The organism is Actinocrinis sp. (assembly GCF_035938995.1).
GTDB lineage: Bacteria > Actinomycetota > Actinomycetes > Streptomycetales > Catenulisporaceae > DASZGI01.
In genome coordinates this window covers 1-24,579 of the sequence record NZ_DASZGI010000319.1, presented here as the reverse complement: position 1 = coordinate 24,579, position 24,579 = coordinate 1, and the positions used below count along the sequence as shown (strand labels likewise).

Genomic DNA, 24,579 nt, shown 5'->3' with positions numbered 1-24,579 from the left:
CAAGGAAATGAGAGAACAGATGAGCCACGCCGGGCGCCGAATCGCCTCCACCGCGGCGGCTGCCGCCGCCGTCGCCCTGCCGGTCGCCGCCGCAGGATCCGCCAACGCGGACGCCCTGCCCGTGGTCGGCTCGCTGCCCGTGGTCGGCAGCCTGACCAACGGTGCCGCAGGGAACCTGACCGACGCACTGCCGATCAGCGGCCTGCCGATCGTCGGCGGCCTGGCCGGCTCGGGCGGCGCCGGGTCGGCGCTCTCCGGCCTGCCCGTGGTCGGCGGCCTGGCCGGCGCCTCCTCGCCGCTGGGCGCGCTGACCAAGTCGCTGCCGGTCACGGCGTCGCTGGCGGGCAACGGCGGTTCCTCGCCGCTGAGCAACGTGCCGGTCGTCGGCGGCCTGGCCGGCTCGCTCACCAAGAACGGGATTCCGGTCGTGGGCAGCATCGCCGGGATCGGCGGCATCACCGACGCCCCGGATCAGGCACCGGCTGCCGCCCAGCCGATCGCGCAGTCGATGCCGATGCAGAGCGCCGCGCACGGCGCGCCGGTGGCCAACGCGGTGCCCGCCGCCGCCCAGGCCGCCGAACAGCACGCGACCACCGACGCGCAGAAGATGACCGCGCACCACAACGGCGAGCACCACCACAAGCACGGCTACAAGGGCAAGCACAAGAAGTAAGGGCCCGGCCCGAACAGCGCGCGGCGGCCCGTCGGCTCCCTTCCCCGGAGCCGGCGGGCCGCCGTGTTCATCGGAAGCCGGTGCTTATCTGAGGATCGTGCTTATCTGAGAACCGTGTTTGTTTGAGAACCGCGCTTGTTTGTGAAGCGCGCTCGTCTGACGCCCGGTCAGCCGGCCAGGCGCGCCGCCGCGGCGGCGACCCGCTCATCCGAGGCGGTGAGCGCGACACGCACGTGATGCTCGCCGCCGGGTCCGTAGAACTCGCCCGGCGCGGCCAGGATCCCGAGGTCGGCGAGGTATGTCAGCGTGTCCCAACAGGGCTCCGGCTTGCCTTCGACCATCCGCGACGCCCACAGGTACAGGCCCGCATGGGAGTGGTCGATGCGGAACCCGGCGCTCTCCAGAGCCGCGCGCAGCACCGCGCGGCGCTGTCGGTAGAGCTCTTTCTGCGCCGCGGCGTCTTCTTCGTCTTCAAGGGCGGCGATCGTCGCGGCCTGGATCGGCGCGGGCATCATCATCCCGGCGTGTTTGCGCACCTCGAGCAGTTCGGCGACGACGGCCGGATCTCCCGCCAGGAACGCGGAGCGATAGCCCGCCAGGTTGGAGCGCTTGGACAGCGAGTGCACCGCCAGCAGCCCTTCGTGCGAGCCGCCGCAGACGTCCGGGTGCAGCACCGAGACCGGCTCGACGCCCTCCCAGCCGAGGGTGACGTAGCACTCGTCCGAAGCCACCAGGATGCCGCGGGATCGAGCCCGCTCCACGACGCGGCGAAGAACCTCGGTCGGGTGCACCCGACCGTGCGGGTTGGCCGGGGAGTTAAGCCAGACGAGCTTGATCGCGCCGCCGTCGCCACGCCAGAACTGGTCGTCGTGCAGCCGCTCGTCCGAGAGCGGGATCGGCCGCGCCCGCGCCAGCAGGGCGCCGATCTCATAGGTCGGATAGGCGGGAGCCGGGTACGCCACGGCGTCGTCCGCGCCGAGGCCGAGCAGCGACGGCAGACCCGCGACCAGTTCCTTCGAGCCGATCAGGGGCAGCACCGCAGCCGGGTCGGCCGGCACGCCGAGTTGTCGGCGCATCCACGCCGCCGCCGCCTCGCGCAGCGCCGCCTTGCCGTACGTCGCCGGGTATCCGGGCGCGTTCGCCGCGTCGGCCAGCGCGTCGCGCACGCTGCGCGGCACCGGGTCGACCGGGGTGCCGACCGAAAGGTCGACCCGGCCGCCGGGGTGCGCATCGGCCCTGGCGGCGTACGGCTTGAGGCGGTCCCACGGGAAGCTGGGCAGGCGGTACGAGACCCTGGACGCGCCGCCGGTCCCCGCGGGCATGCTCAGTGGCCCTCGCCGGTGTTCTGCGGCGGCAGGACGGCGATCACCGGGTGGTCCTTGGGGATCAGGCCGAGCTTCGAGGCGCCGCCGGGCGAGCCGAGGTCCTCGAAGAACTCCACGTTGGCCTTGTAGTAGTCCTTCCACTGCTCCGGGGTGTCGTCCTCGTAGAAGATCGCCTCGACCGGGCACACCGGCTCGCACGCGCCGCAGTCGACGCACTCGTCCGGATGGATGTAGAGCGACCGCTCGCCCTCGTAGATGCAGTCGACCGGGCACTCCTCGATGCAGGCCTTGTCCTTCACGTCGACACAAGGCTGCGCGATGACGTAGGTCACGTCCGGGTCCTCCTGGCCTCGGGTCGGGTCCGGAGTTGGCCCCGACCCCGATCGATACTCTGTCTTTCGTCTTCCTGCTATGGCAGGACACACGGCGGTGCTGCCCACATAAGTATCCCGCCTGTTCGAAGGTCGAAAGTACAAGGGGCGCCGCAATGGACGCTACATCACCGATGGAGCCGGACCGCATCGGTGTACACGATGTGGGATCACGCGTCGTGCTGCGCTACCGTCTGCCGCCGGACCAGGTCGGGCCGGGCGGCGAGACGCTCACGGACGTGATCGGCGTGCTGCGGGCGTGGACCGGCGCGCCGGAGAACTCCGATGAGGCGGGATTCGCGACCGTCGTCCGCGCCTCGGGCGAGCAGGTCACGGTGCCGCTGGCCTCGATCGTCGCCGGAAAGCGGCTGCCTCCGGCGCATCCGCGCCTTAAGCGACCGTCGGCGAATAACCCGCCGCGCTGAGCCTTTCCAGTACCGCTGCTGCGTGATCCGGCCCGCGTGTCTCGAGCGTCACGCCCACTTCGACCTCGGTGATGCCGAGCCCGGCCAGGTTGCGGCCGTGCTCCACGTCCACCACGTTGGTGTCGGCGGCGGCGAGTTCGGCGAGCAGTTGGGCGAGTGCTCCGGGACGGTCGGTCAGGCGCAGCCGCAGCGACATGAAGCGTCCGGCCGCCGCGAGGCCGTGCCGGATCAGGCGCAGCAGGAGCAGCGGGTCCACATTGCCGCCGGAGAGCACCGCGACGATCGGCGGCTCGAACGCCCCCGGATCCTCGAGCAGCGCGGCGACGCCGACCGCGCCGGCTGGCTCGACGACCAACTTGTTGCGCTCCAACAGCAGGAGCAGGGCCCGGGAGATCGACTCCTCGTCGATGGTGACCACCGAGTCGACCAGGTCGCGGATGATGCCGAAGGGGACCTCGCCGGGACAGCCGACCGCGATCCCGTCGGCCATCGTGGGCGTTGCGCCGACCAACGGCGTCGGCCGCCCGGCGGAAAGGGACGGTGGGTACGCCGCGACGTTCGCGGCCTGAACGCCGATGACGCGCGCCTCAGGCCGCAACTGCTTGATGGCTATGGCGAGCCCGGCGAGCATCCCGCCGCCGCCGCAGCCGGCGAGCACGGTCTTGACGTTCGGGCACTGTTCCAGGATCTCCAGGCCGACCGTGCCCTGCCCGGCCACGATGTCGGGGTGGTCGAAGGGGTGGATGAACGCGGCGCCGGTCTCCTCGGCGAACGCGCGGGCGGCGATCAGCGCCTCGTCGACGGTGGTCCCGGCGAAACGGACCCGTGCCCCGTACGACTCGGTGGCGGCTATTTTGGGCAGCGGAGCGCCCTCGGGCATGAAGACGGTGGACTCGATCCCGTGCAAAGTCGCGGCGAGGGCGACGCCCTGCGCGTGGTTCCCCGCGCTGGCCGCGACGACGCCGTGCGCCCGTTCCTCGGCGGACAGGTTGTGGATCCGGACGTACGCTCCGCGGATCTTGAAGGAACCGGCCCGCTGGAGGTTCTCGCACTTGAACCACACCTCGCCGCCGACCGCCTCGGACAGCGGGCGCGACCAGGCCAACGGAGTGGCGCGGATGACGTCGCCGAGGGTCTTGCGGGCGGCGAGCACGTCGTCGAGGGTGACGGCGGGCGCCGTCGGCGACCAGGGCTGAATTTTGACGGCGCGGCCGGTCGAAGCGGCATCGGCGACGCCTTTGGGAGTGCGGGCGGCTGAAGCGCTCGCAGTTCTTGTGCGACCCGTGGCGGGGTCGGCCGACTCGGCGTCGGCGCCCGGGGTACCGGCGTTCGACCCTTCGGCGTGCTCGGGTGTGCGGTCCGCCGGTCTGGCACCGCGAGCCCGGGAGTCCCTGCTCATCATGCCTTCAGGCTACGCGTGGTGCGGATGAGGAACGACGGAGCCCGGCGAGCGAAAAATAGGTTGCAAAGCACAAGCAATCTTCGATATAGTTGTAACGTACAAGTAATTTGGCGGGGTAGCCGCTCGGGATGGCGGCTCGGCCTTAGGGGTCCTCATGACTACGGCGGTAACTTCGGCTGATCGCGACCCGTTCGCGCCAGCCATCGAGCGGCCCGCGCCGCCGGGGCCGTCTGTCGACCAGGTCAAGCAACTCCTCGATGCGGTACGCGAGATGTTCATGCAGGCCAAGAACCGGCAGCGACAGGCGGTGCAGCACTCCGACCAGGGAAGGCTCAGCGTGCTGTTCACGCTGCAGCGGTCGGGGCGGCAGCGCCCGTCCGTGCTGGCCAAGGAGCTTCATCTGGACCTGTCCACCGTCAGCAGGCATCTGCGCCAGCTGGAGGAGGAGGGCATGATCGCGAGGACCACCGACGCGGACGACAAGCGGGCGTTCCAGGTCGAGCTGACCGATCGGGGCGACGCGATGGTCCGCGAGTTCTGGACCAAGCGGGTGGAAGAGGTCCACGGGGCCCTTGGGCACTGGGCCGCGCAGGACGTGACGCAACTGACGGACCTCCTCCACAGGTTCGTCGGCGACATCGAAGGATGCTTCAAGTGAGTGCTGCACCGGAGACGGCGGCCGATGGCCGCCCCCTTATGTCGCACCGGCAGATCATGGTGGTCTTCAGCGGCCTGATGCTCGGCATGCTGCTCGCCGCGCTCGACCAGACGATCGTCTCGACCGCGCTGCTGACCATCGTGAACGACCTGAACAAGGTCAACGGGACGGCTGAGATGCCGTGGGTGGTCACCGCGTACCTGCTCGCCTCGACAGCGGTCACGCCGATCTACGGCAAGCTCGCTGACCTGTACGGGCCCAAGAAGATATACATGTTCGCGATAGTCGTCTTCCTCGTCGGCTCGGCGCTGTGCGGCATGGCGCAGAACATGGCCGAGCTGATCGCGTTCCGGGCGCTGCAGGGCCTCGGCGCGGGCGGCCTGATGGCACTGACCTTCACGATCATCGGATCGGTGGTCCCGCCCCGCGAGCGCGGCAAGTACCAGGGCTACTTCGGCGGCGTGTTCATGCTCGCCATGGTGATCGGCCCGCTGCTCGGCGGCTTCTTCACCGACCAGCACACACTGCTCGGCATCACCGGCTGGCGCTACATCTTCTACGTGAACCTGCCGATCGGCCTGCTCGCCCTGATCGTCATCTCGATCGTGCTGCACGTGCGGGACGGCCAGGTCAAGCACAAGATCGACTACACCGGCGCGGCACTGGTCACCGCGGGCGCCTCGGCCCTGCTGCTGGCCGCGCAGTTCGGCAGCAACGGGCAGTACGCGTGGGGCTCCCCGACCATCCTGTCGCTGTTCATCGGCGGCGGCGCGCTGTTCGCGCTGTTCGTGTTCTGGGAGCTGAAGTGCGCCAGCGAGCCCATCCTGCCGATGAGGCTGTTCCGCAACCAGGTCTTCACGATGTCCAACGCGATGGCGCTCGTGGTGGGCCTGACCATGATGGGCTCGCTGATCTACCTCTCGGTGTACCTGCAGTTCGTGGTGGGCTACTCGCCCACCATGGCGGGGCTGGCGATCCTGCCGATGATGCTGGGCATCATGCCCGCCTCGATCATCGGCGGCCGGATGATCTCCAAGATCGGCAAGTACAAGCCGTTCCCGATCGCCGGCACCGCGATCGCCGTGGTCGGCATGTTCCTGATGTCGCGGCTGGGCGAGACGACCCCGGCGTGGGAGCGCGGCGTCTACATGTTCGTGCTCGGCGCCGGGCTCGGCCTGGTGATGCCGGTGCTCACGCTCGCGGTGCAGAACGCCCTGCCGTTCAAGGACATCGGCACCGGCACCTCGGCGAACCTGTTCTTCCGGAACATGGGCAGCTCGTTCGGCACCGCGCTGTTCGGCGCGATCCTGACCAACCGGCTGACGCTGTACGTGAAGCAGGCGCTCGGCTCGCGCGCCGGGTCGCTCGGCGCCGGAAGCAGCACCGGCAGCCTCAACCGGGCCCAGCTCAACGCGCTCAACGTGACGCACCCGGGGATCGAGCAGATCATGATCCACTCGTTCGTCGAGGCGCTGTCGGTGGTCTTCATGATCGCGGCGGCGATCATGCTGGTCGCGTTCGTGCTCAGCCTGTTCCTCAAGCAGGTCGAGCTGCGTAGCGCCGGCAGCCCCAGCGGCCCGGCGGGCGCCGAGGCGGGGGCGACCGCAGACGCCGCGGCCGCGCCGGCCCTGCACTGAGCGGCAACGCACAAAACCCGCACCGCACCAAGCGGCAACGCATCAGACCGGGATCCGCTGGTCACGAGTTGACGAATATCTGACCGTCCGGTCTACCCGAGCGCGAAGGCGCACGCGGCCGTCACTACGCTGGCCGGGTGCGCCTTCGTCGTCTTTTCGCGTCCAGCGCGGCATTCGGGGCGGCTCTGCTGTCCGCCGCCGCGTTCGGTACCGCGCCTGCGCACGCAGTGGACGCGGGCGGCGAGACGGCGGCAACCGGCGGTGCGCCCTCCGGCCGTGTGGTGGTCATCGGCATCGAAGGCTTGCAGTGGAGCGACGTCACGCAGAGCGGGATGCCGTCGCTCTACACGATGGTCGGCGGAGGCGACATCGCGTCGCTGGTCACCCGCGCCGCGATGGACAGCACCTGCCCGGCCGACGGATGGCTCACCCTCGGCACCGGGTCGCGCAGCACGGCCGGCGTCGTCTCGCGCTACCCGGTCGGCATCGACCCCAACTACGCGCTGATCACCCACACCCATACCTACTGCGCGCCGCTTCCGGAGCCGCCCGCGACGCCGGGGCCGTATCAAATCCCGAACCTCTCTGCCTATACGGCGCCGAATACGGCTTACAGCTACAACCCCGTCTATGGAGCGCTGGCGGCGCCCATCAGTGCGGCGGGAGGCTGCATCGCAGCATCGGGAGCCGGTGCACTGTTGGCCGCCTCGGACGCCAACGGCAGGGTCTCCGACTACCTCGGCTCCCCCGACTCGCTGACCACCACCGACCTGGAAAGCTGCGCGGTCACACTGGTCGACCTCGGCGGCCTGAGCAATCTGCAGCCGACGGTCGCCCCACCGCGGCCCACGCCGCTGCCGCAGCGCACGTACCCGTACACGATCCTCGACGCCCAACTCGCCGCGCTCATGGTGAAGCTGCCCATCGGGACGACGGCCATCATCGCCGGGCTCAGCGACAGCTCCTACAACGCAGAACTGCACGCCGTGCTGGTCACGACCACGGGTTCGAGTCCGGCCGGCTCCACAAGCAGCCGGTTCACCGGCGGACGCTGGCTGTACACCGCCTCCACCCGGCACGACGGACTCGTGCAGACCATCGACCTGACGCCGTCGATCCTGCGCTGGGCCGGGCTGACGCAGACTCAGGTCAAGGCCGCCGACCCGAAACCGTTCACCGGAGCGTTGATCGGCACGGGAGGCCCCGCCCCGGCCGATCCGGGCTCGGCGATCGCCACGCAGGCCCGGCTCGGCACCGCCAACGACACGTACGGCGCGACGAACCTGCGGTTCATCACGTGGATGGCGCACGCGGTCACCATCCTGGTGTGGGCGGCCGGGGTGGTCTTCGTCGCGGTGCGCTGGCTGCCGGAGCGCTACTCCCCCGGACGCTTCGCCGCTCGTTATCCCGTACTCGCGCGGTGGCGGCGCATCCTGATGGGCGCGATCGGCGTATGGGCCACCGCCCTGGCGGCGGTCGCGCCCGCGTCCTTCCTGGCGAACTTCGTCCCCTGGTCCGGGACCGGCAGTCCCGGAGCCGTCCTCTTCCTCTCCATCGCCGCGATCGCGCTCGTACTCACCGCCGTGACGCTGGCGTTGTGCCAGCTCCCGGGCTTGCGCGGTCAGCCGTTGGCCCCGGCCGGGCTGCTCGGCCTGCTCACCTTCGGGATCATCGCGGTGGACGTGGTGACCGGCTCGCGGCTCCAGGCGCAGACGCCGTTCGGATTGTCGTATGTGATCGCCGGGCGGTTCTACGGCATCGGCAATGACGCGGTCGGGGTGTACTGCGCCGCCGCCATGGTCGGCTCGGTCTGGATCGGCTCGCTGCTGATGCCCCGTCGGGGACCCGGCCAGATCCCGCCGCACACCTGGCCGCGCACCTTCCGCGAGGCGGCGACCGGCTGGCTGTCGCGCGCGGTCCCGGGCCGTCTCGGGCTGACCCGGCTTCCGGCAGCCGAACGCTCCGAGCGGCGGCGCGCGCTGGTTGCGGTCGGCGCGCTCGGCCTGTTCGCCGTGGCCGCGTGCGGTTCGCCGGCCTGGGGCTCGAAGTTCGGCGGCACGATCGCGATGGTGCCCGGATTCGTGCTGCTGCTGTTCCTGCTCGCCGGATGGCGGATCACCTGGCGCAAGGTGCTGGTGGTGGCGATCAGCGGGGTGGTCGTCGTCTCCGGATTCGCCATCGTCAACTACCTCCAGCCGGCCGACCACCGCTCGCACTTCGGCAACTTCGTGGCCTCGATCTTCGACGGCACCTGGACCACCACCGTGCACCGCAAGATCGACACCAACCTGGCGTCGGTGAACAACGACTGGTTCAGCCACTACGTGCCGTGGCTCCTGTTCTGGAGCCTGCTGGCCGTCGTCGCGCCGCGCCTGATCGCGTCCCGGTCCCTAGCGCTGGTCTACGCGCGCGAACCGTACATCCGCTGCGCGCTGTGGCTGTCCCTGATCACCGTAGGCATCGGCTGGTTCGTCGACGACTCGGGCATCCTGGTGCCGAAGATGGCGCTGTTCCTGGCGGTGCCGCTGGCCGTGCTAAGCGCCGCGCGGGCGCTGACGCCGGGGGCCGGGGCGCCGCCGTCAGTCGCCGGGACTCCAGTACCGTCCGGGCTCGTGGATGAGCGCCGCGGCGCCGACGAGGCCGGACTCCTGGCCTAGCGCGGCTGGCACGACCCGCACGTCGCGGGCGAACTCCAGCCCGATCCGCTCGCGCAGCGTCGTCTCCAGCGGGTCGAACAGCAGCGGCCCGGCCTGCGAGATGCCGCCGCCGATCGCCACCACGTCGAGGTCGCACAGCGTCGTGGCCGAGGCGATCGCCAGGCCCAGCGCCCGCCCTGCCCGACCGAGCGCGGCCAGCGCGACCGGGTGGCCGCGGCGCGCGTCGTCGACCAGGTCCCGGCCGGTGCGCTGGCCGGGCTCCACGCCGGTGCGCCACCCCTGCTCGGCCGCCCACTCGGACAGCCGGGGGCCGGCGGCGATGGCCTCCAGGCAGCCGACCGCGCCGCAGCGGCACAGCGGCTCGTTCTCGTGCACGATCACGTGGCCGATGTGCCCGGCGTTCCCGGAGCGCCCGTCGATCAGCCGGCCGCCGAGGATCAGGCCGCCGCCGACGCCGGTGGACACGACCATGCCGAGCATGTGGTCGGTGTTCTGCCCGGCGCCGCGCCAGTGCTCGGCGATCGCGACGCAGACCGCGTCGTTGTGCACCCGCACCGGCAGCCCCGGGAAGACCTCGGCGAGCCGCGCCCGCAGCGGGAACTCGCGCCAGTCCAGGATGTTGAGCGGGGAGACCTCGCCGGAGGGCCAGCGCATCGGGCCGCCGCAGCCGACGCCCACGCCGACGAACTCGGCCGCGTCGGTCTTCAGGTCCTCGATCAGCCCGACCAGGGTGCGGAAGATCAGCTCGCCGCCGTCGTCGACGCTCGCCCTGGGGGTAGCCCCGCGCAGGTTCTCGAGCACCCGGCCTTCGCCGTCCACGACCCCGACGGCCAGCTTGGTGCCGCCGATGTCGATCACCAGCGCTCGCTGCTCGGACTGCTCCACCGTTGTGCTCCGCCCTCTCGACTGCGTCCACGATAAACAGAGAGCGCTCTCCATTGAGCGCTGCCGCAGGTTACCGCACCGGTCACACCAATTGGGCTTCCGGTTCGGCGAAGGCCAGCACCGAGGCGGTGTAGCCGTGCAGATGGTTGCGCCCGCCGACAGGTCCGATCTCCCCGGAGCCGAAGAAGCCGGCCACCGCGTTCGTGCCGAGCCCGGCGCGCACGGCCAGGATGTCGTGGCTCGCGCCGAGCGGCTGCGGGAACAGGTCGGCGGCGCGGCCGTTGCAGGAGACGACGAGCGCTCCCCCGATCACCCGGTAGCCGGGCCGCTCCCGACAGGCGGCGAGCACGGTGTCGAGTTCCCTCGTCGCGCTCGCAGCGTCCCGGATCTGGAACCTGATCGTGCGCCCGACCTCGATCAGGTCGCCGACGGCCAGCGCGGAGCGCTCCGGTTCGGCGCCCAGCACGCCGCGGATCAGGAAGTCGCCCTGCTCGTGCTGCTCGGCGTACTCGTCCATGGCGAGGCCGACGTGCAGTCCGGCACTGACGGCTTCGCGCTCGTCCGGCTCCAGCCCGTCGATCACGTCGCTCAGCCGGTCCATCGCGGGCTGCCCGGCGAGGGTGAGCAGGATGTTCCCGTCGGCGGCGGTCACCGTCATGGCCGGTCCGATCGGGCGGCAGCCCTGGCTGACCGCGATCGCGGCCTCGACCGCGCCGCCGAGCATCACGCCGACCGCGCCTTCGGAGCGGGTGCGGCCGTCCTGGATCAGCCGGGCGGTGCCCGCGCCGCCGGGTCCGGGTACCAGGCCGCCGACGAAGGGCAGGCCGGGCACCGCGTCGTTGGACCGCTCGACGAAGCCGTCGGCGGGAAAGCTGAAGGGGTCGGCGAACAGCAGCACGGCCTTGTCGTCCGGCCACGGTTCGGGCAGTCCACCGACCGCGATCGAGTCGGCCTCGCGTTGGGCGCGCAGGTGGAAGGGGCGCACGCGCACGCCGGGCAGCCGGGCGGCCCAGACGGAGACCGCTGGCTCGCCGCCGAGCAGGGGGCCGACCGCGCGGGCGTCGCCCATCACTCCGGGCGCGAGCGCGCCGACGGTGACGCAGCGTTCGTTCCCCGTCTCCAGCACCATTTCATGAACGCTCGCGGCCACCAGGTCCGCGTCGTCGGCGTCGGTCACGGCAGCGAAGACCACGACCAGATCAGGCGGTCCGTCCACGGTGGACAGGGCTCCGTACGCCGCCCTGCGGGCGGCCCGCTGCACGTCGCGGTCCTCTGCCAGTCCCTCGCCGAAACGCCCCATGGCGCAATGATCCCACCCTCGTCCGATCACTGATAGCGGCGCAATCGTTTCGGAGCCCGCTCGGCGCCGGCGCGGGGAACGCACCGGGCGACGGCGCCGCGCTGCTCCGCGTTGCGCGCTCGGCTCCGCTATGCCCGACAAGGCGCTGTTCGACACTGGTCCTCGACACACTTCTTCGACACCAGTCGTTCGATTCCGCGCTGGACGCGCGTTGGCCGGGCGATGCCCGGCTGAACCGCTTGCTCGCCGAGCTCGTGCTGGCGGGCACCTTTGGTTGTGCCGAACACACTTGTCCCGTTGAAGGTCCGCGTCGGCGCACGTTGTTTCCAAATTTTGACAACGGCGGCGCAACTGCGGGCCAACCTGAAGTGTCTCTGAAGAAGTTAGATGATAGTCACCTGCGGACGGGGATTCGGTCCGATGTGGGTTGGGACATGAAACGGGGTTGACGTGCGCGGCGGGTACATAAGACGGCGCGGTGTTTCGCCGCACGGTGTTTCACAGCACCGCGTCGTGCGCTGGTTGGCGTGCGGTGCGGTGCCTTTGGCGCTGGCGGCGTGCGGGGGCTCGCCTGCCAGCTCGATCACTCATGCGGCGCAATCGCCGGCCCAAGTCCAGGGCGTCATCGCATCAAGTACGCCGCCGCCGATGAGCGTTCCACCGTCGTCGCATTCGCCGTCCGCCTCGCCGAACGCGTCGGGCGCGCCTTCGGCCACGGGTGGGGCGCGGCCCCACTGCACGGCGCCCCCGGTGATCGCACACCGGGGTGACGGCGCACCGGTCGCGACGCTCTTCCCAGAGAACACGTCCGCCGCCGAGCTGGACGCGGTTCGGCATGGCGCCTCGATGATGAACGTAGATGTGCGCTGGACCGCCGACAATGTGCCGGTCGCGCTCCACGACGCCACGCTGGACCGGACCACCACGGCCGCCGGGCACGGGGTCGCGGTGCTGTCGGTGACGGCTGCCCAGTTCACCGCGCTGTGGGCGAAGAACAATGACGGAACCCCGTACCCGGGCCACATCCATCCGCAGACTCTCGCGCAACTGCTCAGCGCGGTGCGCGGCACCGGCCTTCCGCTCGTGATCCAGATGGAGGCGGATCCGTTCGCGCCCGGCGGCGCTGGGCAGAGCTCGATAAGCGGGCTGGCGGCGGTGATCGAGGACGCCGGGTACGCAGGCCGGACCGTGGTCGGCGGGTGGAACGCGGCCGACGTGCGGGCTTTCGCGGGCGCCGCTCCGGGTGTGCGGACCGCGCTCATCCGGGAAGCGCTGAGCCCGAGCGCGGCGCCGTCCGCGAGCACAGTGACCGCGACCGGCGTCCATATCCTCTACATCGACTATCTGGGCGTCACCGCCGCCCTGGTCGCCTCCTGGCGTCAGGCGGGCCTGGTGGTGTGGGTGTGGACTCCCGCCTATCCGCCGCAGTGGTCCGCGCTGCGCACGGCGGGTGTCGACGCGATCGCGACCAACTGGGTGCCGTCGTACGTGCAGTGGGCCGGCGGTTCGTGCCCGGCCACGCTGACCTGACGGCGCGACTGCGGCTGCGCGTGCGGTCAGGTGGGGCGGACCGCGACGCCAGTCACGTGCGGAGCGGTCGGTCGCCGTAGTCCACGCTCGGGGAACGTGAAGCGCTCGCAGGTGTCGAGGTCGAAGCCTGCGGCGCGGATGGCTGCCTCAGTGTTGCGGCTACAGTGACAGCCCGCGCCCAAAGCCGTCCACAGCAACGTCGCGTCGAGCGACTTCTGCGCGAGGGCCGCGTATGCGTTGTCGCTTCGGACGTGCTCAAGAAACCTAAGCTGCCCCGACGGCCGAAGCACGCGGCGGAATTCAGCCAGCACAGCTGCCTGATCCGTGACCGAACACAGCATGAGGCAGGCCACGATCGCGTCGAGTGACGCGTCGGCGAACGGCAGCTCGTGCGCGCTCGCGGCCACGACCTCCACAGGCACCGGCGCGCTAGGTGCGGCGGCGCGGGCTTTGGCGCGCAGTGTGGGCTCTGGCTCGACCGCCACTAGCCGGGTCACCGTCGTCGGGTAGTGCTCGAAGTTCTGTCCGCTGCCCGCCCCGACCTCGACCACCGGTCCGCGCAATCCGGCCAGCATCTGCGCGCGCCGCTCGCCGAACCCGGCGCGATCGGTGGCCGCGGCCAGCTTCGGGTACCAGGACGCGAACACGCGGTGCCGGTACGAACGGCTCGTGCTCAAGAGCGCGTCACTTCTGTCCTGGCTCCCACTTGACCCAGACGAAGTACGTGTCATAGCCCTGCGACGTCTGCTGGGTGATCGTGGTGGTCAGGTAGTAGTCGTGGTTGGCTTTGAGGGCGGTCAGGATCTGCCCGTCGACGCCGGCGGTGGCGCTGTAGTCGAACGCGACGACGTTGAAGAAGTCGTCGCGGATCGCGGCCGTGTAGGCCGCGGCGCCGGTGAACGAGCGGCCCTCCAGGTCGGTGAACTGCCAGGTGAACGTGGAGATGATCTGGTAGGGCTCGGCGTTGACGTCGTCGCGCAGGGAGTAGATGACGGGGGCGCTGTTCTCGACCAGGTACTCGCCGCGCGGCTGGCTGTAGTGGCGGATGGTGGCGACGAGTTTCGTCGAGGACGGCCAGGCCTGGAACAGGTTCGTGGTCTGAGTCACGCTGAGCGCGAGGGCGATCACCCAGACCGCGATGCCCAACTGGATGCGCTGGTAGTGGGCGCCGATGAGGCGCTGCATCCCGTAGCCGGCCAGCGGGGCGGCGAACAGTAGACCGAAACCGACGTGCTTGTAGAGCGAGACGTCGGTGTGCAGGTGCAGTTGGTCGACCGGGGCAAGCAGCGCCGTGCCCAGCAGCACGATGACCAGGCCGAGGCGTCCGGCGCGGCCCGGCTGGTCCGCGGCGTCGTACGCGAACCTCGGACGCCAGACGTACAGCACGCCGCCGAGGGCCGCGAGCGCGAACATCAGTCCGCCCCATTGCGCGACCTCGTTCAGGATGTGGCTCGTAGGGGTGGTGCCTGAGGCGCGCGCGGTGGTCGTCGACGAGATGCCGGTCCAGTAGTCAGCTCCGGCGAGCTTGACCAGTCCGTAGATCATCGCGCTGAGCATCAGACCGAGCGACATCGGGCGCAGGAGCGACCACCAGCGCCCATGTGTCGTCAGCGCGCCGAAGCAGGCTAGGGCGAGCACGGTCGGCACGAACAGCAGCGCGGCGTACTTGGTGCCGACCGCCAAGGCCAGCGGAACGACCGCGAGCAGATAGAACGGCCAGGGGGACTTGGCGAAGCGCACGACGATCCAGCCGGCGAGCGCGAGCAGGAAGATCGCGGGCGCGTCGTAGGTGGCCAGGCCGCCGACGAAGGCCACTGACTCGGTGGTGGAGAACAGCCCGGCCGCCAGCAGCCCCGCGCGCATACCGAAGATCCGCCGGGCGGTCAGGTAGAGCAGCCCGGTCGCGCCGAGCATGAACAGCAGGCTGAGAAGCCGGGCGGCGAACACCCCGCCGAGCTGGTCCGCGAGCGCGCCGAGGACCGGGTAGAGGACGGGGGCGCCGGAGAAGTAGGTGGAGAAGTCGTCGTAGAGCGGGGCGCCGTGTACCAGGTGGCCGAGCTCGAGGTGACCGCTGTAGAGGTATAAGGCCTCGTCCATGAAGGCGGTGTTCGTGTTGCGCAGCGAGAGCGCCGCCTGCAGCGTCAGGATCGCCGCGAGCACCGCGTGCCGGGCGTTCGGTAGGCGGACGAGCCAGCTCACCAGCCTCCGCCAGCGTGGCCGCGTATCCTCTTCGGCCGCCGCGCCGGCGCTCTTCCGCAGCCGCCGCAACGCCATCACGTCGATGAGGGCGGTCTCGATCTGGTCGTTCGTCCACCCCTTCGGGCGGATCAGAACTCCAGTCTGGTCGTACGGTATCGACTGCTTCCAGTCGATGGAGCGTGGCGTCGACGAGTCCTGCGGTTCCGGATCGGACTGGACCGGCGTCGACATGGGCGGCATCGACATGCGCGGCATCGACATGGGCGCCGCGTTGTCCAGCGCTATGGCCGGAGCGGGAATCTGTGGCGTCACCGGGTCCTGCTGAGGTGCTGGAACCCGCTGAGGCACCGCGATCGGTGCCGCCGATGCAGCCGGCAGCCTCTGTGTCACGGCGTCCGCCGAGACGATTCGGGGTCCTGGCGCCGCGGCCTGTTCCGGAGCCTGTGCCGCGAGCTGCATCGCCTCGCGAGCCCGCACGGTCGGGGTCTGGATCGTCGGCGCCTGAGCGGCGGTGATCTCGTCGTCGGTCATGCTCATCGCGTCACGCTCACGTCGAAGCCGAAGTCCGGGTTCGCCGCCCCGGTGCGGAATGCCGCCTCCACGTCGGGCCGGTTCTCCAGCCGCCAGTCGCCCTGGCGGTCGTAGTCGTACCAGACGAAGCCGATGACGTCCGAGTGTTTATCCACCGCCTGGAACAGGGCATTGACGGACGCGACCTCGTTCGCCCCGGCCTCGACGCTGGTTTCGGCGATCAGCACCGGCTTGCTGGTGAACTGCCGGATCTCGGTCAGCGTCGGCTGGAAGAGCGTCGCGAAGGTGTGCGGTCCGAAGACCGTCCAGTAGCCGGTGATCCCGGCCCAGTCCACGTACGCGTCGCCGGGATAGTAGAGCTGCAACGCGACCGTGGGCACCGGGTAGATGTTGTTCGGGTCCCAGACCCAGATCGCGTTGGTGGCGCCGACCCGGGCGAACAAGTCGTGGATGTGGCGCCACGCCGCGACGAAGTCGGCCGCGGTGGTCTGCTTCGTGCCCCACGGATACCAGTTGCCGTTCATCTCGTGCCCGAAGCTCAACGCGATCGGTACGTTGAGCGAGCGCACGTCTTCCGCGAACCGCACGATGTAGTTGTCGCTGTCGCCCGCGGCGATCCGCTGCGCCGTGGTGTCGTACGGCTCCCAGACCATGAAGTACATCGCGCCGTATTTCCACGCGTTGCTGGCCGCGGTCGTGTCGAAGGAGCTGTCCCACGCGACGTAGGCGCCCAGCAGGTCGGGCTTCTTCCCGGTCCAGGTCGCGAACTGGGCGGCCGGGGCGGTCGAGTCCGGGGAGTTCGGGATCTCCAGGCCCAGATACTTCTTGGCCGGTGCCAGCAGGGGCTTGATGTTATACGCCGGAACGGTCGGCGTCGGGCTCGCACCGGCGGCCGCGCCGCCTTTGGGATAGGCGCCCGCACTGTTCCAGGTGGCTGCTTCGTTGACCACGGAGCACGAGGTGACGGTCGCGAGGAGCGCGCCGACGGCGAGCAGCCTGACCAGTGCGCGTACCGGGTGCGCCGCGCTCACGAGACCGTGATCCTCGGCCGGTACAGCACGCGTCCGGCGGTCACTGCGTAGAAGAGCCCTGCGGCGAGGAGCACGGCGTAGTCCATGGGATGGCCGTCGAGCATCCGCCACAGCGCCAGCCCGACCCAGGCGATCGCGGTCGTCATGGTCCAGCCGAGCATGCCGATCCAGAAGCGGCGGTTGCGGCCCTGTTTCTTCGCCGACGTGCCTGTGGGTTGCCAGCCCATGCGGTTCTTGCGAAGCACGTCCCAGATGGTGAAGACGTGCGCCCAGCCGTAGACCATCCGGCAGGCGAAGGCCTCGAGCCGGTACGGCGCCTTGTGCCACATCGGGAAGACGACCCCGGCGTAGACCAGCCCCGGCACCACGTAGATCAGGTTGCTGAGACGCATGTCACCGGGCAGGAAGGCGAGCAGGGCGACGGGGATCGCCGGCGCGATGAAGGTGAGCAGCGCCGTGTGCACGTAGTAGAAGAAGCCGGACAGATAGCTGAGCCGGACCCGCAGCGGGAGCTTCGACTTCCAGAACTTGCTGCTGCCGAGCATGCTCATGTTGCCGGAGCACCAGCGGTACTGCTGGTTGACGTAGGCCGGCACGTTGTCCGGGCAGACCCCGGCGGACAGCGCGATCGGCAGGTACTTCAACCGCCAGCCGCGCAGGTAGAGGTCGAATCCGGTGTGCACGTCCTCGGAGTGCTCGATCAGGGTCATTCCGCCGTTGTCGTCCAGGGCGGCGCGGCGGTAGAGGGCGCAGGTGCCCACGCAGATCGCGCCGTCGTAGTGGGACAGGGAGGTCTGCACGGAACGGTAGAAGAGCTCTTGCACCGCCCCGGCGCCGCGCTCCAGCCAGTTCTGGTGGTCCAGGACCCGGAAGAACTGCGGGGTCTGCACGATCCCGAGCGTCGGGTCGGCCATCATGTGCGGCAGCGTCTCGTCGAGCATGTCGGGCCGGGGGGCGAAGTCGGCGTCGAGCAGCAGGATGAACTCGGCGTGCGTGACGCGATAGCCGTACAGCAGGTTGCCGGCCTTCTTGTACCAGCCGCGGTTCGGCCGCCCGGCGTAGACGAACCCGAATTCGCGGGCCATCCGGCGCAGCTCCGTGCTGCTGGAGTCGTCGAGCACGAACGCGGTGACCGTGCCCGGGTAGCGTTCGGCCATTCGTGCGACGTGCGTCCAGGTGTTACGCAGCACCGCCACCGGCTCGCCGCAGACCGGCAGGAGCACGTCCACGGCCGGGTACACCGCGGGCCGCCACGAGCGCACCAGGTTCTGGTGCCCCTCCAGGTCGAAGTCGGGGGTGCCGATGGTCACCACCATGGATATCAGGAAGTAGAGGATCGTGAAGATCAGGAACGGCACGTAGGCCCAGAACCAGGGCGAGATCATCGCCATGCGCATCTGGCTGGTGAGCAGGGCGATGAAGCTCAGCGTCGAACATCCCGCGAGGATCCACAGGTTGCGCCTGACGTACAGGTATTTCTCGTGATCGGCAGGCGGATTGGGCAATCCGGTAAAGACTTCGGAAAGACCGGATTCAGGCACCAGCGCAGAGCCGCTAAATGCATTCGCTCGCTGGGGAAATCCCGCTGCGTAATCAGTGCGATGACTCACCGGTGCGCCCGGTCGGCCCTCGACGAACTCAGCCACGTGCCAAGGCCCTTCCCAGTCCGCGCTGTTCCAGCCGTCGTCATCCCTCTGTGTGACCTTGAGGGCACGGACGGCGCGCACATGCTATCCCCCTGCAGAACCGCCCGGATAGAGCGGAGAGGTAAATTCCGGATCGGGTTGAAATTCCCCGGCGGGAGGCGTAAGAATCACCGGCATCGCTGCTCTTCGAACATCGCAGCGCGATCACACAGCCGTCGTATAGCCCCGGTCGACTCGAAGAGCCCCGATGACCCCAACCGATGAACAACGTGGTATGAGGGGGCTGGGTGGAGAGCGCCGACGCCGTCGTCGCGACCATGCGCGAGGCGGTTCCCGAGGGCCGGGGCGCGCTCGACGCCCGCGAGACCTTGTCTCTTCGGACCCTGACTCAGGCGCTTTGCGCCGTGCGACCCGGGGCACACCAGGAGTATCAGCGGTTCCAGGCGGTGCGCGAGCGGGAGATCGAGGTCTCCCACGCGAAAGCGGCCGAGTGGATCGGCGGTCGGGACGTTCTGGTCACCGGCGGCACCGGATGCATCGGCTCGATGCTGATGGAGCAGCTGGCCCGGCTCGGCCCTCGGCGCCTGGTCAGTGTGAGCCGCGGAGCGACCCCGCCACGACGTCGGCTGCCCGACGCTGAATACCAGCTTGCGGACATACGCAACAAGGCGGCACTGGCTGAGGTCTTCGCGCGGACGCGACCGCAGGTGGTGTTCCACCTCGCCGCGCAGCGCAATCCGAGCCTCGCTGAGATCGAGGTGCACCGCACCGTCACCACGAACATCCTCGGTACCCGCAACGTGCTCGAACTGGCTGTCGAGCGTGAGGTCCCGGACGTGGTGGTCGCCTCGACCGGTAAGGCCCTGCGCCCGTATTCGCCCGATGTGTACGCGGCCTCGAAGCGCGCGGCCGAGTGGCTGACGGCCCGCGCCGCCGCATGCGGGGCGAGCCGGATCAGCGCCGCCCGTTTCACCCACGTCGTCGACAATTCGATCATCGCGCAGCGGCTGCGCCGATGGTGCAAGAGCGGCGTTCTCCGGCTGCACGGCACTGACATCGACTTCTACGTCCAGTCCGCTACGGAGTCCGCGCAGCTGTTGCTGACCTCTGGGCTCGGTGGCCGCGCGGACGTGGTGCGCATGCACGCCATACGGGATCTGGGCTGGCCGGTCAATCTGCTGGACCTGGCGCTCGGCATGATCGTCGAGACGCGGTCGCAGTCGCCGATCTACATAGCCGGATACGAAAGCGGGTACGAGCGCACGCCGTTCCCTGCGCTGTATGACCCGCGCACTGCCGGCGGGATCAGCCCCTTGATCAACATGTTCGAGGCCGCGTCGACCGTCTCCGGCGGCTGCCCTCAGGTGGACGCGTTCGACATGCCCGCGCCATCCGAAGACGCCGAGGCGCTGTTGTGCCTCAAGGAACTCGAGGAGACCGCGCGGTTGACCGATGAATCAGCACCCGTACGCGACGCTTTCGAGGCGTTGTCCCGGGCGCTGCTGGACACGACGCTGAGGGACGTCCCGCGCCCCGCGCTCTTGCGGGCGGTCCAGCTCACCGCTCAGATCGCGGACGGCGGGGCGGCCGCCGACCTGGAGCCGGCGCACCGCCTGCTTCTCACCGCGCTGCAACGCTGGAGTGAGGCGGGCTGAGCGTCAGCTGCCCGAGGTCCCCGCCAGGTATTGGATCAGGCTATTGATCTGCGAGACCAGCGTCTGCGACAGCCCGGGCGAGCTCAGCGCCTGGCGCAGCTGGGTGACACCTTGCTGCACGGAACCGCCTGAGGAGATCTCCTGCTGGAGTGTGCCGATCGCCTGATTCAGCGATCCCTGAGCCTGGCTCGGGATCTGCCCAGCGGCCTGAGCCTGCGAGACGGCCTGCTGCACCTGCTGGAGCGCTTGCGAAGGCGAGGTGGGAGCGGTGGCGAGCACGCCGGGGCTGGTGCTGGCAGACGGACCGGTGTTGGCGACTGCGGATGCTGACGGCGACGCCGCCGCGCTGCTTGCGGCCGCGCTGGCGCTCGGGCTCGCGACGCCCTCCGGTGCGCTCGAGGTACCCGCCGAGTCGCTGGGCGATGCCGCCGCGGACGAGGGACCGGCGGAGTTCGCCGGGCTCGCCGAGGTTGCGGGCTTGCGGGCGGACAGGCCCCAGATGACCGCCACGGCGATGATGATCACGATCGCGACGGCGGCGTAGAGGGCTGACTTGGGTCGGCGATGCCGTGTCGGACCGCTCGGCGGCACGGTCTCCGGGTACGCGCCGGCGCCGAGTTCCGCGCCGACGGCCATCGTCGCGACGGCTGCGCCGCCACCCACCGCGCCGACGGTCTCTGCCTGGACAGCGCCCGCGCTTTCTATACCCCCATATATGACGGCGCCCGCCGCCCCCGCTATTTCCTCCTCTGCCACTACCGCGGCCGCGACTTCCTCCGCGGCGACGACCTCTTCCGCGACCGCGGCCTCCGCCATCACCGCGACCGCTTCCTCCTCGACGACCCCGCGAACCCGCAGCGCACTGACAAGGGCCGCTGCGGTCGGTCGTCCGCCGGACTCACCGAGCGCGGCGATCAGGAGCGCGGCCAACCCGGCCTCGACCCCGAAGACCGCGACCAGATTCCGCTGTGCCCAGGCGCGGCGGCGCTCGACCAGTTCGGCGGTCAGCACCCCGGAGGCGTACTCGTCCTCAGGGCTCGAACCGGTGTCGAATCCGACCCCGAACTCGGCCTCGACCGTCTCCACCCCGGCCAGGGCGACGCAGATCAGCCAGGCGAAGGCGTAGATGTCGGCCGCGGGCGTCAGAACGGCGCCGGAGGCGTTCTCCAGCGCGAGCGACGCCACCACGTCGATCAGCACCACGCCACGCTCGGTGAGCAGGACGGAGTAGGCGGACAGATGGCCGTGCACCAGCTCCATCTCGTGGAGCAGCTTGAACGCCTCGGCGATCTCCGTCAGGGCGAGGAACACTTCGGCCTCGGTCAGCGCGCCGCGCATCAGCAGGGCGGCGAGGCTCTCCCCCTCGACCGGTTCGAGCACCGCGTATCCGACATCTGCCACGACCGTATCCGCCGGGCCGCCGGCCGCGTCGACCCCTGCCTCAACCGCGACTTCGACCTCGATTTCGCCGAAGTCCAGGATCGCCGGGATCGCCGGATGGTTCAGCCGGCGCAGCGCGGCCACCGCACCGGCGAACTGCGCGCCGGACGCGGCCACGTCCCCAAGCGCGCCGATCTGCAGCCAGACCTCGACCGCGCGTGCCTCGTCGAAGGCGAGCCAGTACTCGTATTCGACGCCGGTCAGGCTCCGCTCGGCCACGGCGAACCGGTTGATCCGCTCGACCACCCGGTAGCGCTCGGCGACGACAGAACCCTGTTCAATGCCTGAAATCCCCACCACGCGCGGCACTGTACTACACAAAGCGGCGGGATCACGCAGCCGTGATCCCGCCGTTTCAAGGCTGTAGTTTCAAGCCGCGTGTTTCAGCCCAATGCCCGCCCGAGATCGGCCAGCAGATCGTCGATCTCCTCGATGCCGACCGACAGTCGCACCAGGTCAGCGGGGACTTCGAGCGGAGATCCGGCGGCTGAGGCGTGTGTCATCCGTCCGGGGTGCTCGATCAGCGACTCCACGCCGCCCAGCGACTCGCCCAGGATGAACAACCGCGTCCGACCGCAGACCTCAACGGCCGCATTCTCCCCTTCGGCGTGCCGGAAGGAGACCATCCCGCCAAAGCCGCGCATCTGCTTCGCCGCGATCTCGTGGCCCGGGTGGGATTCCAGGCCCGGATAGTAGACCTCGGATACCTTGGGGTGGGCCTCGAGCATGCGCGCGACCGCCTCGGCGTTGGCGCAGTGCCGGTCCATCCGCACCGACAGTGTCTTGATACCGCGCAGGGTAAGCCAGGCATCGAACGGTCCCGCCACCGCCCCCATCGCGTTCTGATGGAAGGCCAGCCGCTCGCCGAGTTCCGGATCGGCGACCACGAGCGCCCCGCCGACCACGTCCGAATGGCCGCCGATGTACTTTGTGGTCGAGTGCACCACCACATCCGCGCCGAGAGTCAGCGGCTGCTGCAGGTAAGGCGTCGCGAACGTGTTATCGACAACCAGCAGCGCCCCGGCTTCCCGCGCGATCCCGGCAAGCGCCGCGATGTCGCTCACCCCCAGCAAAGGGTTCGACGGCGTCTCGACCCAGATCGCCCGAGTCTTTCCAGGCCGCACCGCCGCACGCACCGCCGCCAGGTCCGCCAGGTCAACCGCCGTCCACTCCACGCCCCACCGCTGGTACACCTTCCCGAACAGGCGGAACGTGCCCCCATAAGCATCGCTCGGAATGACGACGTGGTCCCCTGGAGCGCACACCGACCGCAGAAGGCAGTCCTCCGCCGCGAGCCCTGACGCAAAGGCCAGCCCGCGCCGCCCGGCCTCGATCGCCGCGAGGCACTCCTCCAAAGCCGTGCGGGTCGGGTTCGCGGAGCGCGAGTATTCATAGCCGCCGCGCAGGCCGCCGACCCCGTCCTGTTTATAGGTGGACACCTGGTAGATGGGCGGGACTACCGCGCCCGTGAGCGGGTCGGGTTCCTGGCCCGCGTGGATCGCCAGTGAGGAGAAGCCCAGCGGCTCTCCGGATCGGTTCGCCTTCGTCATGGATTCAGGCTATGCCGCGAGGCGCTCAGCGGTGGACATACCGATCGGACGGCCCACCGCGCGGCGCAGCCCAAGCCCCGCGCGCCCGTGCCCGTGCCCGCAAACGTGCCCGCCGCGCCGCCAGCCGCGAGTGGTGGACGCTGGCAGCCACCAAGATCAAGCCGCCGAAGACCCCCAGCAGCCCCACGGCCAGCACCAACGCCGCCCACTCCCCCGGCAGCGCGGCCTCGAGGTGTCCCCCCGCTCCTGTGATCGACAGCATGGTGGTTCCTCCTTTGGCATCGTCTCTCCGCTCTGGCCCCACCGCATGCGGGAAACGAGGCAAAGGAATCCCGGACCGCCCCCATACGTTCACCAAGCGACACAGAGGAGGACCCGTGTTCCGCTTCTTGAACCCGTTCAAGGACCGTCTCCCGACCGCCGCGGAGGCGCTGCCCGGCCGCGCCAACCGTCCGTTCGCGCTGGCCGGAAAGCACACGGTGCTCGGCACGCCGATCGAGGGCCTGCCCGAGGGCTATGAGCAGGCGGTCTTCGGCCTGGGCTGCTTCTGGGGCGCCGAGCGCAAGTTCTGGTGGGTCGACGATGTGTACTCCACCGCGGTGGGCTACGCGGGCGGCGTGACCCCCAACCCGACCTACGAGGAAGTCTGTTCCGGCCAAACCGGCCACGCTGAGGTAGTCCGGGTGGTCTACAACCCGGCCGAGGTGTCCTACGAGCAGCTGCTCAAGGTCTTCTGGGAGTCCCACGACCCGACCCAGGGCAACCGCCAGGGCAACGATGCCGGCACCCAGTACCGCTCGGTGATCCAGTACTTCACCGAGGCCCAGCGCAAGGCCGCCGAGGCCAGCAAGGCCGCCTATCAGGAGGTCCTGAGCAAGGCCGGCCACAAGCCGATCACCACCACCATCGAGCCCGCCACCGAGTTCTACTACGCCGAGGACTACCACCAGCAGTACCTCTCCGACGCCAAGAACCCGGACGGCTACTGCGGCCTCGGCGGCACCGGCGTGGCCTGCCCCGTCGGTCTGGCCAAGGCCGAGTGACTCCGCCGAAGGCGTCTGGGGCTCCTGCCCCACTGGCCTGATCACCACCGACGGCACCGTCAGCTAATCCCCAACTCCCAACCCGCCGCGCTCCCGCCCCGGGCCCTTCGGGGCGGTCCACTTGTGGGTTGCGGTCCACGATGCGCGTGCTCCCGGCTCGCCGCGCTCGCCGGTCCGCGCGCGCCGGGCCGGCGTCCGCCGGATCTGATGCCCGCCCGCCCTCCCGCCGCTCCGCGGCAACGCCGCGACCCGGCTCCTCGCTGCGGGCCTTGACGGCCCTCCACTCCGGGCCAGTCGGCGCTGACACACCCGCAGTCCCGTCGCAGGCTCGGCGAGCGGTCGCAGCCGAGGTGAAAACCAGCAGCAAGCCGACGATGCTCCGGAGCCACTACCGCACACGACAACGCCCATACCCCACCGGCCCGACCACCGTCGACGGCGCGTCAAGTATCGTCGTCCATGGGCAAGCGCCGAGCACACGGGGTAAGCAGGTTCGCAGAAATCTACACTCCGGGTGTAGTTTTCGCCCCGAGAACTTGCACCCGAAGTGTAGATTTCACGAGGAGCTGGCATGGCCGAAGACCCGGACCACCTGGTCCGGATCGCTGATATCGCGCGAGA

At 69.8% G+C, this 24,579-nt stretch carries 20 protein-coding genes; 8 read left to right on the top strand and 12 right to left on the bottom strand.

Annotated elements, in window-relative coordinates:
- Positions 1-19 precede the first annotated feature (19 nt).
- Positions 20-673: a hypothetical protein gene (locus VGZ32_RS22545; protein WP_326888146.1), complete on the top strand. Its 654-nt coding sequence runs from the start codon at positions 20-22 to the stop codon at positions 671-673.
- Between the two features lie 167 nt (positions 674-840).
- Here VGZ32_RS22545 and dapC read toward each other — a convergent pair whose 3' ends face one another.
- Together dapC and fdxA are read right to left on the bottom strand one after the other, a co-directional pair.
- Positions 841-1,995, bottom strand: a complete 1,155-nt coding sequence (dapC, locus tag VGZ32_RS22540) for a succinyldiaminopimelate transaminase (RefSeq protein WP_326888145.1) — start codon at positions 1,993-1,995, stop codon at positions 841-843.
- A gap of 2 nt (positions 1,996-1,997) precedes the next feature.
- A complete protein-coding gene (fdxA, locus tag VGZ32_RS22535) occupies positions 1,998-2,330 on the bottom strand; it encodes a ferredoxin (RefSeq protein ID WP_326888144.1) in 333 nt (110 codons plus the stop codon).
- 155 nt (positions 2,331-2,485) lie between these two features.
- Between fdxA and VGZ32_RS22530 the strand changes: the two genes are divergently transcribed.
- Positions 2,486-2,794: a hypothetical protein gene (locus VGZ32_RS22530; protein WP_326888143.1), complete on the top strand. Its 309-nt coding sequence runs from the start codon at positions 2,486-2,488 to the stop codon at positions 2,792-2,794.
- On the opposite strand, the gene ilvA is transcribed toward VGZ32_RS22530, so the two are convergent.
- Positions 2,760-4,196, bottom strand: coding sequence for a threonine ammonia-lyase (gene ilvA / locus VGZ32_RS22525; RefSeq protein WP_326888142.1), 1,437 nt, complete (start codon positions 4,194-4,196; stop codon positions 2,760-2,762). The genes VGZ32_RS22530 and ilvA overlap by 35 nt on opposite strands.
- Positions 4,197-4,350: 154 nt before the next feature.
- Between ilvA and VGZ32_RS22520 the strand changes: the two genes are divergently transcribed.
- The 3 genes from VGZ32_RS22520 (at position 4,351) to VGZ32_RS22510 (ending at position 9,148) form a co-directional block, all read left to right on the top strand.
- The gene (locus VGZ32_RS22520) at positions 4,351-4,854 is read left to right on the top strand and encodes a MarR family winged helix-turn-helix transcriptional regulator (protein WP_326888141.1); all 504 of its coding nucleotides are present in this window, start codon (positions 4,351-4,353) and stop codon (positions 4,852-4,854) included.
- Positions 4,851-6,491: an MDR family MFS transporter gene (locus tag VGZ32_RS22515; protein ID WP_326888140.1), complete on the top strand. Its 1,641-nt coding sequence runs from the start codon at positions 4,851-4,853 to the stop codon at positions 6,489-6,491. The genes VGZ32_RS22520 and VGZ32_RS22515 overlap by 4 nt, the downstream gene beginning before the upstream one ends.
- A gap of 137 nt (positions 6,492-6,628) precedes the next feature.
- A complete protein-coding gene (locus VGZ32_RS22510; protein ID WP_326888139.1) occupies positions 6,629-9,148 on the top strand; it encodes a hypothetical protein in 2,520 nt (839 codons plus the stop codon).
- On the opposite strand, the gene VGZ32_RS22505 is transcribed toward VGZ32_RS22510, so the two are convergent.
- Together VGZ32_RS22505 and VGZ32_RS22500 are read right to left on the bottom strand one after the other, a co-directional pair.
- A complete protein-coding gene (locus VGZ32_RS22505; RefSeq protein ID WP_326888138.1) occupies positions 9,071-10,033 on the bottom strand; it encodes an ROK family protein in 963 nt (320 codons plus the stop codon). The genes VGZ32_RS22510 and VGZ32_RS22505 overlap by 78 nt on opposite strands.
- An 82-nt stretch (positions 10,034-10,115) precedes the next feature.
- Positions 10,116-11,333, bottom strand: a complete 1,218-nt coding sequence (locus tag VGZ32_RS22500) for an FIST signal transduction protein (protein ID WP_326888137.1) — start codon at positions 11,331-11,333, stop codon at positions 10,116-10,118.
- Between the two features lie 648 nt (positions 11,334-11,981).
- Between VGZ32_RS22500 and VGZ32_RS22495 the strand changes: the two genes are divergently transcribed.
- Entirely contained in the window at positions 11,982-12,863 is an 882-nt protein-coding gene (locus tag VGZ32_RS22495; protein WP_326888136.1) for a glycerophosphodiester phosphodiesterase family protein, read from the top strand.
- Between the two features lie 26 nt (positions 12,864-12,889).
- Here the strand turns inward: VGZ32_RS22495 and VGZ32_RS22490 are convergent, their stop codons facing one another.
- Genes VGZ32_RS22490 through VGZ32_RS22475 form a run of 4 tightly spaced genes read right to left on the bottom strand, consistent with a single transcriptional unit; the run spans position 12,890 to position 18,021 of the window.
- Complete coding sequence (locus VGZ32_RS22490; RefSeq protein ID WP_326888135.1) at positions 12,890-13,540, bottom strand: class I SAM-dependent methyltransferase; 651 nt, start codon at positions 13,538-13,540, stop codon at positions 12,890-12,892.
- 7 nt (positions 13,541-13,547) lie between these two features.
- Positions 13,548-15,599 carry an ArnT family glycosyltransferase gene (locus VGZ32_RS22485; protein ID WP_326888134.1) on the bottom strand — a complete coding sequence of 684 codons (2,052 nt, stop codon included), beginning with the start codon at positions 15,597-15,599 and terminating at the stop codon, positions 13,548-13,550.
- Positions 15,596-16,624: a glycoside hydrolase family 26 protein gene (locus VGZ32_RS22480; protein ID WP_326888133.1), complete on the bottom strand. Its 1,029-nt coding sequence runs from the start codon at positions 16,622-16,624 to the stop codon at positions 15,596-15,598. Before VGZ32_RS22480 ends, VGZ32_RS22485 begins: the two co-directional genes overlap by 4 nt.
- Entirely contained in the window at positions 16,621-18,021 is a 1,401-nt protein-coding gene (locus VGZ32_RS22475; RefSeq protein WP_414642582.1) for a glycosyltransferase family 2 protein, read from the bottom strand. The genes VGZ32_RS22480 and VGZ32_RS22475 overlap by 4 nt, the downstream gene beginning before the upstream one ends.
- A 536-nt stretch (positions 18,022-18,557) precedes the next feature.
- Here VGZ32_RS22475 and VGZ32_RS22470 point away from each other — a divergent pair.
- Positions 18,558-19,925, top strand: coding sequence for a polysaccharide biosynthesis protein (locus VGZ32_RS22470; RefSeq protein ID WP_326888131.1), 1,368 nt, complete (start codon positions 18,558-18,560; stop codon positions 19,923-19,925).
- 3 nt (positions 19,926-19,928) lie between these two features.
- Here the strand turns inward: VGZ32_RS22470 and VGZ32_RS22465 are convergent, their stop codons facing one another.
- The 3 genes from VGZ32_RS22465 to VGZ32_RS22455 all read right to left on the bottom strand — a co-directional run bounded on the left by VGZ32_RS22465 (position 19,929) and on the right by VGZ32_RS22455 (position 23,177).
- Positions 19,929-21,665 (bottom strand): RIO1 family regulatory kinase/ATPase, encoded by a 1,737-nt coding sequence (locus tag VGZ32_RS22465; protein ID WP_326888130.1) that lies wholly within the window; start codon positions 21,663-21,665, stop codon positions 19,929-19,931.
- 83 nt (positions 21,666-21,748) lie between these two features.
- A complete protein-coding gene (locus VGZ32_RS22460; protein WP_326888129.1) occupies positions 21,749-22,915 on the bottom strand; it encodes a cystathionine gamma-synthase in 1,167 nt (388 codons plus the stop codon).
- A 25-nt stretch (positions 22,916-22,940) separates the two neighbouring features.
- Positions 22,941-23,177: a hypothetical protein gene (locus VGZ32_RS22455; protein ID WP_326888128.1), complete on the bottom strand. Its 237-nt coding sequence runs from the start codon at positions 23,175-23,177 to the stop codon at positions 22,941-22,943.
- 115 nt (positions 23,178-23,292) lie between these two features.
- On the opposite strand from VGZ32_RS22455, the gene msrA reads away from it, so the two are divergent.
- Positions 23,293-23,958, top strand: a complete 666-nt coding sequence (gene msrA / locus VGZ32_RS22450; RefSeq protein WP_326888127.1) for a peptide-methionine (S)-S-oxide reductase MsrA — start codon at positions 23,293-23,295, stop codon at positions 23,956-23,958.
- Positions 23,959-24,579 lie beyond the last annotated feature (621 nt).

What these genes read in the sequence shown, in the direction of transcription:
- VGZ32_RS22545 (WP_326888146.1), top strand. Translation starts at nt 20, where the DNA reads ATGAGCCACGCCGGGCGCCGAATCGCCTCCACCGCGGCGGCTGCCGCC.
- dapC (WP_326888145.1), bottom strand. Translation starts at nt 1,995, where the DNA reads ATGCCCGCGGGGACCGGCGGCGCGTCCAGGGTCTCGTACCGCCTGCCC.
- VGZ32_RS22530 (WP_326888143.1), top strand. Translation starts at nt 2,486, where the DNA reads ATGGACGCTACATCACCGATGGAGCCGGACCGCATCGGTGTACACGAT.
- ilvA (WP_326888142.1), bottom strand. Translation starts at nt 4,196, where the DNA reads ATGATGAGCAGGGACTCCCGGGCTCGCGGTGCCAGACCGGCGGACCGC.
- VGZ32_RS22520 (WP_326888141.1), top strand. Translation starts at nt 4,351, where the DNA reads ATGACTACGGCGGTAACTTCGGCTGATCGCGACCCGTTCGCGCCAGCC.
- VGZ32_RS22500 (WP_326888137.1), bottom strand. Translation starts at nt 11,333, where the DNA reads ATGGGGCGTTTCGGCGAGGGACTGGCAGAGGACCGCGACGTGCAGCGG.
- VGZ32_RS22495 (WP_326888136.1), top strand. Translation starts at nt 11,982, where the DNA reads ATGAGCGTTCCACCGTCGTCGCATTCGCCGTCCGCCTCGCCGAACGCG.
- VGZ32_RS22485 (WP_326888134.1), bottom strand. Translation starts at nt 15,599, where the DNA reads ATGAGCATGACCGACGACGAGATCACCGCCGCTCAGGCGCCGACGATC.
- VGZ32_RS22475 (WP_414642582.1), bottom strand. Translation starts at nt 18,021, where the DNA reads ATGCGCATGGCGATGATCTCGCCCTGGTTCTGGGCCTACGTGCCGTTC.
- VGZ32_RS22460 (WP_326888129.1), bottom strand. Translation starts at nt 22,915, where the DNA reads ATGACGAAGGCGAACCGATCCGGAGAGCCGCTGGGCTTCTCCTCACTG.
- VGZ32_RS22455 (WP_326888128.1), bottom strand. Translation starts at nt 23,177, where the DNA reads ATGCTGTCGATCACAGGAGCGGGGGGACACCTCGAGGCCGCGCTGCCG.